Origin of the sequence: Pseudoflavonifractor hominis (assembly GCF_014288125.1) — a bacterium.
Classification (GTDB): domain Bacteria; phylum Bacillota; class Clostridia; order Oscillospirales; family Oscillospiraceae; genus Pseudoflavonifractor_A; species Pseudoflavonifractor_A gallinarum.
Map to the genome: position 1 here is coordinate 153,523 of NZ_JACOPR010000008.1, position 8,108 is coordinate 161,630.

The following is an 8,108-nucleotide window of genomic DNA, read 5'->3' on the forward strand; positions in this document are numbered from 1 at the left end:
TGCGCATTGTGTGTTACACAGCGGCAGCCACGCTCGGCCGGCCAAAGAGGGCATAGATATTGTCCCGCTTGATCTCCAGCTGATTGAGGATGAACTTGCGCACGAAGTCGTTTTTGGGCTGATGGACGATCTCCTCGGGTCTGGCATACTGGGAGATGGTTCCCTTATCAATGATCAGAACCCGGTCAGAGAGAGTCAGGGCCTCCTCGGGGTCGTGAGTCACGATGATGGTGGTGAGGTGATACTCCCGGGCAATGGTCTTGATCCGGTCCTTGATGGACTCTTTGATCACGCCGTCCAGGGCAGAGAGGGGCTCATCCAGCAGCAGGATGCGGGGCTTCATCACCATGGTGCGGGCCAGGGCCACACGCTGCTTCTGGCCGCCCGAGAGCTGGTCCACCCGCTTGCTCAGATGGTCCCGCAGGCCCAGCAGGTCGATGAGCTCCTCCACCTCCTGCTGAGAGGTCAGGTGCGCGCGGTTTTTCAGGCCGTAGGTGATGTTCTTATAGACATTCAGATTGGGGAAGAGGGCATAGTCCTGAAAGACGATGTTGAAGCCCCGCTTCTCCATGGGAGTGCGGGTCAGATCCTCGCCGTTGTAGCGGATCTCTCCGCTGTCGGCATCGGTCAGGCCCAGGATCAGATTGAGCAGCGTCGTCTTTCCACAGCCGGAAGGGCCCAGAATAGACACGATCTCGCCATCCTCCACCCGGAGCGAAATATCATGCAGGACCGGAGTCCCGTCAAACGACTTACGGATGTGATTGAGTTCCAGCATACTTGTCTTCCTTTCGCATCGTTTCTCCGTTTTCATCCGTAGAGTACTATACCAGTCCGGCCCCGTTTCCTTCCACCAGGCTCCCGTAAAGGACTGGCAAAGACTCCGTCAGTTTGCCCCCCTTCCGGGATACCATCTCCTTACACACCGCTCCGTCGGTCTGTGCTTCCTCCGTTCTTTTGGGGAAATTGGGCACGGTTTTCCCTTTCTTTTGCCCGGAATCCACCTGCTTTTTGTTCCATGGATACCGCTGCCGGCACACGGTCCGGGTTTTACAAATCCTTGACGCTTCTCCCCTTTCCGCTGGAAGCAAAGACAAAGGAGGGGCATCCGCCGCTCACCGCGCCGGATGCCCCGCACAAAAAATCCGTATATCAGCGATCCAGCAGGCGCACCAGAATGGAGGCTGCCTCAGCGCGGGTCGCGCTGCCCTGGGGATCCAGGCGCGCGCCATCCTTTCCGCTGAGAATTCCAGCGCCCACAGCCCACTTCATGGCCTCCTCCGCCCACGGGGAGATCTGATCGCGGTCCACAAAGGCACTCAGGTCTCCCGTAGAGGCCGGTGCATTGCCCCGATACTGCTCATAGCGGTAGAGCATGACCGCCAGCTGCTCCCGGGTAATGGCCTGATCCGGCGCAAAACGGCCCTCTCCCACGCCGGAGACAATGTTCTCTGCCGCCGCCCAATTGACGGCGCTCTCATACCAGCTTCCTGCACTCACGTCCTGAAAGGCCGCCTGTGCCGCGGCAGGGGTCCCCTCCTGCCGGTGGAGCACGGTCACCAGCATGGCGCGGCTCAGGGCCATATCCGGGCTGAACGTGGTGGCTGACGTACCGCTGAACAGCCCCATCTCCACCGCGCGCAGCGCGGCGTCTTTGCCCCAGTGTCCCTCCAGGTCCGTAAAGACACCGGGATTCAGCGGGGTCTCCCCCTCGTCGATGTCCTCTTCCGGACGTTCACTCCCGCCGGAACCACCTGAGCCGCTGCTTCCGCCGCTGCTCTCTTCCCGCTCAATTTTTACCTGGAAAGGCGCCGAGCTGGTGTCCCCCGTCGTGGTGCCATCCTCATTCAGGGTAACCACATTGGACGTTCCAAGGGACAGCAGGGCATCCTCACTGCCTGTATAGGTAAAGGTCAGCCGCGCCACACTGTACTCCCCCTGGAAGGCATTGCTGGCGCCGTAAAATCCGAAATAGACCCGGCCGTCCCGCACCACCTCCGGAGTGTGGGAGGCCTCCCGGATGGCCTGATCCAGATAGTCCACCTGGGTGAGGGTCGTCTTCTCCGGCAGATCGATTCCAAACTCCGCTCCGGCAAAGGGCTTGTCCTCCTCCAGACGCAGCTCCAGCGTAAAGGTATTGCTGTTCTCCCCCAGCGTAATCTGGTCGGTGGAAGTCGTGATGACCGCCGCCTGCGCTCCCGCCGTCAGAAGGACGCCGGACAGCAGCGCCGCACAGGCCTGTCTGCTCATATGGTTCATATTGTGAAATCCACTCCTGTTCTTACGGTATAACGGTGGTGTGGGCATGGCCCGACAGGACCTCCCTCCAGCCACCACTCTGTCATCGGCCGGGAATCTTTCTCTTGCGTGTTACAGCCCGGCCCATTGGTTTCCGCACTTTCATTGTAAATAGGTCATGTAAATACAACAACGCATCCCATGTGAAATCTGTGTAAATGCACGTTCCTGCTCCCGGTGCCTTTTCCGATCCATTCTCCGTCTTTTGTTGACAGAAATCAGACCATTTCCCCCACTTTACCTGTCAAAAGCAGGATATAACTGCTTTCTTTGGGACTACAGCTTCTGTAAACAAATCGTATCCTCTGCAAAAAATCGGGATATGTGCCCCATTTTCCGCTCTTTTCCCGGTCTTATCCTCTCTAGTTATACAGAGGTTTTATCCAAACTTTACACCCCTTGGATAGAACTTCTCTTGTCCACCCCTTATACTGGTAATCAACCAGAGCAGGCGCTTGTGAGTCCAATCGAATCGGAACGGCTTTATGCCCCATTCAACGGATAGAGAGGAGCCATCTTATGCTTCCATGTCAGAACACTTGTCTCGCGTACACACCTGGCTGTCACAAAACCTGCAGCCGCTGGAAGGCCTTTCAGGAGCGGCAGTTCCTTCGCCGCCAGGCCCAGAAGGCATATCTGAAATATTATGGAGAACTGTGTACACTCCTCACCCGTCAATACCGCGGGATGGAACCCCGCCATTCTCTTCGATGACTACCAGCTCCTCCTCTTTTAGTCATAACCACTGGCTAAGCCTGTGCTTTCCCTCCCCAATGAAGGCAAGTGTTGAAACTGCCCTTTTCTCTCATGCCGACTCTTTGAATCTCTTCAACCCGGTGTCCTTCCCTTCTCCCATCTCTTGACAAAACAGATCAAGAGGTAGATACTAAAGTTAAGATTTAGAAATTTTTTAAGCTTTTATGATCAGAATTCGATAAATAAAAATGGGAGGGCATCTGATATGAAAAAAATGGTTCGCAATCGTATTATCGCCGCCGCAGCTCTTTCCAGTCTGCTCTGCGGCGTCGCGCTGGCCTCCAGCGCGGTCACCACCAAAAAAATCGAAGCCAACTACATGGGGATCCGTCTGGTCGTCGACGGCAAGGAAGTGACTCCCAAGGATCCCAATGGCAACGTGGTGGAGCCCTTCGCCAGCAATGGCACCACCTATCTGCCCGTCCGCGCCGTGAGTGAGGCCCTGGGCAAAGAGGTCACCTGGGACGGCGACACCGCTACCATCTATGTGGGCGAGGTCCCCGGTCAAACCGACAGCTGGATGAAGCTGCTGCCCCCCTATCAGGTAAACTCGTGGAGCAAGATCTTTGACGGCAGCAATTCCGAAAAGTACATGACCGTATCTGGAAAGGACATCACGGAGGGCGTCTTCCTTCAGGACAACAATGGAGAAGCGGCCTATTCTCTCTGGAATACAGATTTGAAATACAATACCATGACCTTTACGGTAGGCCATGTGGACGGAACATACGAGGATGACTCCACTCTGGAGGTCTATCTGGACGGGGAGCTGAGTACCAGCTATGACCTCAAATGGGATGGTGCACCTCAAACGATCTCCCTTCCTTTGAATCGTGCCGCCAATGTGAAGCTCCTGCTCACGACATCCCCCGACTGGAATTCCAGAGCTGCATATGGCATCTATGATATTTCCTTCTCCTGAGCGCACAAAGACATGCCCCGGCGGTCTGGATGACCGCCGGGGCATGTTCTATTTGGACAATCGCTCTGCCGCTGTACATCCCGAACCGCTTTCGGAAGCGTCTCATCTGTCACCTTGCGCACAGGGCGCACAATCTCAATACGGACAGAATCAAAATCACTGGCTGAGGCTAATCTTCCAGGGCCGGGCGCTTTCTATCGGTGTGTGCTCTTAGCTCTCTTCCGCGGTTTTCAGCATATTCTCCGCCAGAATACCGTAGCCCTGGGTGGGATCGTTGACCAGTACATGGGTCACTGCTCCCACCAGCTTGCCATTCTGGATGATCGGGGAGCCGGACATACCCTGTACGATGCCCCCTGTCTCCTTCAGAAGGGCCTCGTCCGTCACCTTGAGCATGAGGTCCCGGTGCTCTCCGCTGCTCTCCGGGTAGAGGCGCACAATCTCCACCTCATACTCCTTGATCTCCGTGCCCGCCACATTAGAGCGGATGGTGGCCTTTCCGGTGCGCACCCCGCTCCGCTGAGCCACCGGAATGGGCTCCATCCCTGTCTCCAGCTCCACGCCGGTCCAGGTGCCGAAAATGCCGCTGGAGGTGTTGGCATAGAGCTCTCCCAGGTCCTGCTCTACCTGGAAGGCCCCCCGAAGCTGGCCCGGGGCCCCCACGGCACCTTTCTGCACATCGCTCACTTCCGCAAACATAATGCTGCCCGACTGGAGCGGCATCAGCTTGGCGGTATCCATGTCACTGATCCCATGGCCCAGCGCGCCAAAGACGCCGGAGGTCGGGTCATAAAAGGTAATGGTCCCGATCCCAGCCATGGAGTCCCGGATCCACGCCCCCAGCTTATAGCTGCCGTCTGTGCTGCACTGGACCGCCTGGACCGTCATCTGGACCTCTTCTTCCCCCCGCTTGGCCCGGATGCTCATGGCCTCTCCTCCTGTCTCCTGGAGAATGGCCTGTACTTCTTCAATGGAGTCCACCTCTTCCTGATTCAGGTGGGTAATGATATCTCCTTCTTTTAGTCCGCAGGTCTTGGCCGGATTGGCCGTCCCTTTTTCCGTCTCGATATCGGCCAGTCCTACCACCATAACGCCGTCGGAAAACAGTTTGATCCCCACGGCACGGCCCATGGGGATCACCGTTCGGCTCACCGTATGCCCCTGCGCTGCGGATGCCTGCACCGGCGTTGCCACAGCCAGCAGCGCCCCCAGAGACAGCATCATTGCCGCCACCCGCAGCGCCAGTGCGCCCCACGGCTGCTTATTGGATTCTTCCCGCACAAAATCACCCCTTTTGATTTGATGTGTTTCATTCCGCAGATCCAATTGCGGAACACTCTTTAATATGGCTTCCACCTCGTGTTCCACACGCCGGCCGCTCTGCCAATGTCACACACCTTTGGCATGGAAGAATCTTCTCTTGTCCAAATGACGGGCTTTTCCCCCTTTCCTCCACTCATTTTTTCCCATTTTGTCAGAAAATCACTTTTTTCTCCCAGTCACTTTTTATTTTTTTCTCACTTTGCTATAATTATACACAACTTCTTCGAAAAGGATCTGATCGAACATGAGCACACTGAACGAACTCTCGCAAGCCATCCAAAAAGGTCGGACCAAATTAGTCCAGGAGCTGGTCCCCCGTGCTTTGGAAGAAGGACTCGCCCCCCGTGCCATTCTGGAGGATGGTCTGCTGGCCGGTATGGGAATCGTGGGCGAACAGTTTAAAGCCGGCACCATGTTCGTGCCCCAGGTCCTGATGGCAGCCAAGGCCATGAATGCAGGCACTGCGCTGCTCAAGCCCCACCTGACCGGTGACCATGCGGCCCCGCTGGGCCGCGCCTGCCTGGGTACGGTAAAGGGTGATCTCCACGACATCGGCAAAAATCTGGTCCGCATGATGTTTGAGGGCCAGGGGATCGAGGTCATTGACCTGGGCGTGGATGTGGCCCCTGAGACCTTTATCCGGACTGCCATGGAGCAGAACTGTTCCATCATTGCATGCTCTTCCCTCCTCACCACCTCTATGCCCGCCATGGGTGAGGTGGTGGAGGCCGCCAAGGCCGCCGGCATCCGCGATCAGGTCAAGATCATGGTGGGCGGCGCCCCGGTCACCCAGCGCTTCTGCACGGATATCGGCGCCGACGCCTATACCGCCGATGCCGCTACGGCCGCCGCGGTAGCCGCACAGTATCTCTCCGCACAGTAAACCGCAAAAATAGGCCGGTCCCCTTTTCCGGGGACCGGCCTATTTTTTATCCATTTTTTACTCAGACCGGACCGATGCACACCAGGCAGCAAGCAGCTCAGAGGTCCGCAAGTCGTCCCGGTTTTCCGGCGTGACTGTCGCCAATTGCACCCCCGCATGGGCCCGTACCCGATCCAGAAAGGGCTCCTGCCGGGGTTTGATGACCCCCAGAACCGGAAGCGGCCCGTCCAGCGCACACAGCACCGCCTCCTGAAAGCGCAGATCGTTTCGCTCCAAAAAGCCCAGCTCGTCCATGACCATCACCGCACACCCGGGACGCGGTGTCAGGAGTTCCGGCCCCAGCGCGTCAAACCGGCCCGGCAGGATCTCCGCCCGTCCATTCCGACGCCGGGCCACCTGATTGTCCGCCCCACAGTCCGCATCCATCCCCCAGGGCAGAAGGTGGAGGGTATCCTCCGCTTCCGTCCGCCTCCAGCAGGTGCGAAATCCGCAGGCCGGCAGCCCCAGCGAGTGCAGCAGAACGGACAGCAGCGTGGATTTCCCCACCTGGATCTCTCCCGTCAAAAACAAATGCACTGCCATTCCCTCCAAACCACGCGGAAATGCCGGATCGATCCGGCACGTTTTCCACATACGTTTCTTACAGAATATCCAGGGATATGCCCCGCTCCTCCGCCAGGGTATTGATCTCAGAGGCCACCTCCCGCAGACAGTTGCTGACCCCCTCCCGCTTTTCCGGTGTGGCCCGGAACAGGGGCATGGATACGCTCAATGCCGCAAATACGCTTCCCCGCTGCCGCAGCGGGACGGCCACACAGCACAGATGCGGTGTGGACTCCTCCTCTTCCCAGGCGATCCCGTTCTCCCGCACCTGTTTGAGCTGTGCCAGAAGGGGCTCCAGATCGGTAATGGTGTGGTCGGTCAGCCGGGGCAGTCCCTGGGAGAAGCGCTGCCGCACCTCGTCGTCCTCCAGACCGCTCAGCAGGGCCTTTCCCAGCGCTGTGGCATTGGCGGGCAGGCGGCTTCCCAGGCGTGAGATCATGCGGATGGCCTGGTCAGAGTCCGCCTTGCCGATATAGAGTACGTTTTCCCCGTCCAGGATGGCCAACTGACACGGCTCCTCGCAGCGCCGCGCCACCTGCTCCATCAGCTCCTGGACCCGCCGGAGAATGCTCTCCCGCCGTCCGGCCCCATAGGCCTCCCCCAGCACGTAGGCCGAGATGCCCACCGAATAGCGCCCGGTCTCCCGGTCCAGCCGCACATAGCGCCGCTGCGCCAGCGTATGCAGAATCGGAAAGAGACTGCTCTTTGGTGCATCCAGGGCGACTGACAGCTCCGTCAATGTCTTCCCCGCTCCGCCTTCCGACGCCAGGTGCTCCAATATATCCAAAACCCGTGTGGTGGCACGGTGCTGTTCCTGTCCCATAGGTTCCTCCATCCAGATCAGACCATTGCATTTTTTGATGGTATATTTTATCATCATAGCAAAGGCTCCTGTATTTTGCAAGTCCGACGCCTGTCCGGCACATTTCTCACCTCTGTATTTAGCACAAAATCCGCCCAATATCCCCGTTTTCTATTGACATTTCTCCCGTGAAATGGTACGTTACATATAGTATTCCGTAATGAGAACATTGTTCTTATTTCAGAACAGAAGCCTGTCTCTGCGCTCTTCGGGTGCCCGGAATGTATTTCCAAACAGACACCCGTTTGTATACCCCCACTGGTTCAGATCTGATCCACTCATGACCGAAAGGAGATATCCACCATGCGCAATGCAATGATCATTGACCCCAAGGACAATGTGGCCGTGGCCATTGAGGCCATTCAGAGCGGCGACACGGTCACCTACCTCAGCGGCAACGAGGAGAAGACCCTCACCGCCCGGCAGGACATCACCATCTATCACAAGCTGGCTGTCTGCGA

At 57.5% G+C, this 8,108-nt stretch carries 7 protein-coding genes and 1 pseudogene; 3 read left to right on the plus strand and 5 right to left on the minus strand.

Going from position 1 to position 8,108, the window contains the following annotated elements:
• Nucleotides 1-13: 13 nt before the first annotated feature.
• Both H8S34_RS12580 and H8S34_RS12585 read right to left on the minus strand, forming a co-directional pair.
• A complete protein-coding gene (locus tag H8S34_RS12580; RefSeq protein WP_186964156.1) occupies nt 14-778 on the minus strand; it encodes an ABC transporter ATP-binding protein in 765 nt (254 codons plus the stop codon).
• Nucleotides 779-1,152: 374 nt separating this feature from the next.
• A complete protein-coding gene (locus H8S34_RS12585; protein WP_186964157.1) occupies nt 1,153-2,250 on the minus strand; it encodes an S-layer homology domain-containing protein in 1,098 nt (365 codons plus the stop codon).
• Between the two features lie 1,009 nt (nt 2,251-3,259).
• On the opposite strand from H8S34_RS12585, the gene H8S34_RS12590 reads away from it, so the two are divergent.
• Entirely contained in the window at nt 3,260-3,976 is a 717-nt protein-coding gene (locus tag H8S34_RS12590) for a stalk domain-containing protein (RefSeq protein WP_145996810.1), read from the plus strand.
• Nucleotides 3,977-4,186: 210 nt separating this feature from the next.
• Here the strand turns inward: H8S34_RS12590 and spoIVB are convergent, their stop codons facing one another.
• Nucleotides 4,187-5,257 carry a SpoIVB peptidase gene (gene spoIVB, locus H8S34_RS12595; protein ID WP_186964158.1) on the minus strand — a complete coding sequence of 357 codons (1,071 nt, stop codon included), beginning with the start codon at nt 5,255-5,257 and terminating at the stop codon, nt 4,187-4,189.
• Between the two features lie 286 nt (nt 5,258-5,543).
• Here spoIVB and H8S34_RS12600 point away from each other — a divergent pair, with 286 nt between their 5' ends.
• Complete coding sequence (locus H8S34_RS12600) at nt 5,544-6,182, plus strand: corrinoid protein (protein ID WP_186964159.1); 639 nt, start codon at nt 5,544-5,546, stop codon at nt 6,180-6,182.
• 57 nt (nt 6,183-6,239) lie between these two features.
• On the opposite strand, the gene H8S34_RS12605 is transcribed toward H8S34_RS12600, so the two are convergent.
• Together H8S34_RS12605 and H8S34_RS12610 are read right to left on the minus strand one after the other, a co-directional pair.
• Complete coding sequence (locus tag H8S34_RS12605) at nt 6,240-6,758, minus strand: nucleoside-triphosphatase (protein ID WP_186964160.1); 519 nt, start codon at nt 6,756-6,758, stop codon at nt 6,240-6,242.
• A 64-nt stretch (nt 6,759-6,822) separates the two neighbouring features.
• The gene (locus tag H8S34_RS12610; RefSeq protein ID WP_243208018.1) at nt 6,823-7,665 is read right to left on the minus strand and encodes an IclR family transcriptional regulator; all 843 of its coding nucleotides are present in this window, start codon (nt 7,663-7,665) and stop codon (nt 6,823-6,825) included.
• Nucleotides 7,666-7,962: 297 nt separating this feature from the next.
• On the opposite strand from H8S34_RS12610, the pseudogene H8S34_RS15535 reads away from it, so the two are divergent.
• Nucleotides 7,963-8,108, plus strand: a pseudogene (locus H8S34_RS15535) (UxaA family hydrolase); the annotation flags it as partial.

Excerpts from the sequence above, each read along its gene's own strand:
- H8S34_RS12580 (WP_186964156.1), bottom strand. The coding sequence starts at position 778 with ATGCTGGAACTCAATCACATCCGTAAGTCGTTTGACGGGACTCCGGTC.
- H8S34_RS12585 (WP_186964157.1), bottom strand. The coding sequence starts at position 2,250 with ATGAGCAGACAGGCCTGTGCGGCGCTGCTGTCCGGCGTCCTTCTGACG.
- H8S34_RS12610 (WP_243208018.1), bottom strand. The coding sequence starts at position 7,665 with ATGATGATAAAATATACCATCAAAAAATGCAATGGTCTGATCTGGATG.
- H8S34_RS12600 (WP_186964159.1), top strand. The coding sequence starts at position 5,544 with ATGAGCACACTGAACGAACTCTCGCAAGCCATCCAAAAAGGTCGGACC.
- H8S34_RS12590 (WP_145996810.1), top strand. The coding sequence starts at position 3,260 with ATGAAAAAAATGGTTCGCAATCGTATTATCGCCGCCGCAGCTCTTTCC.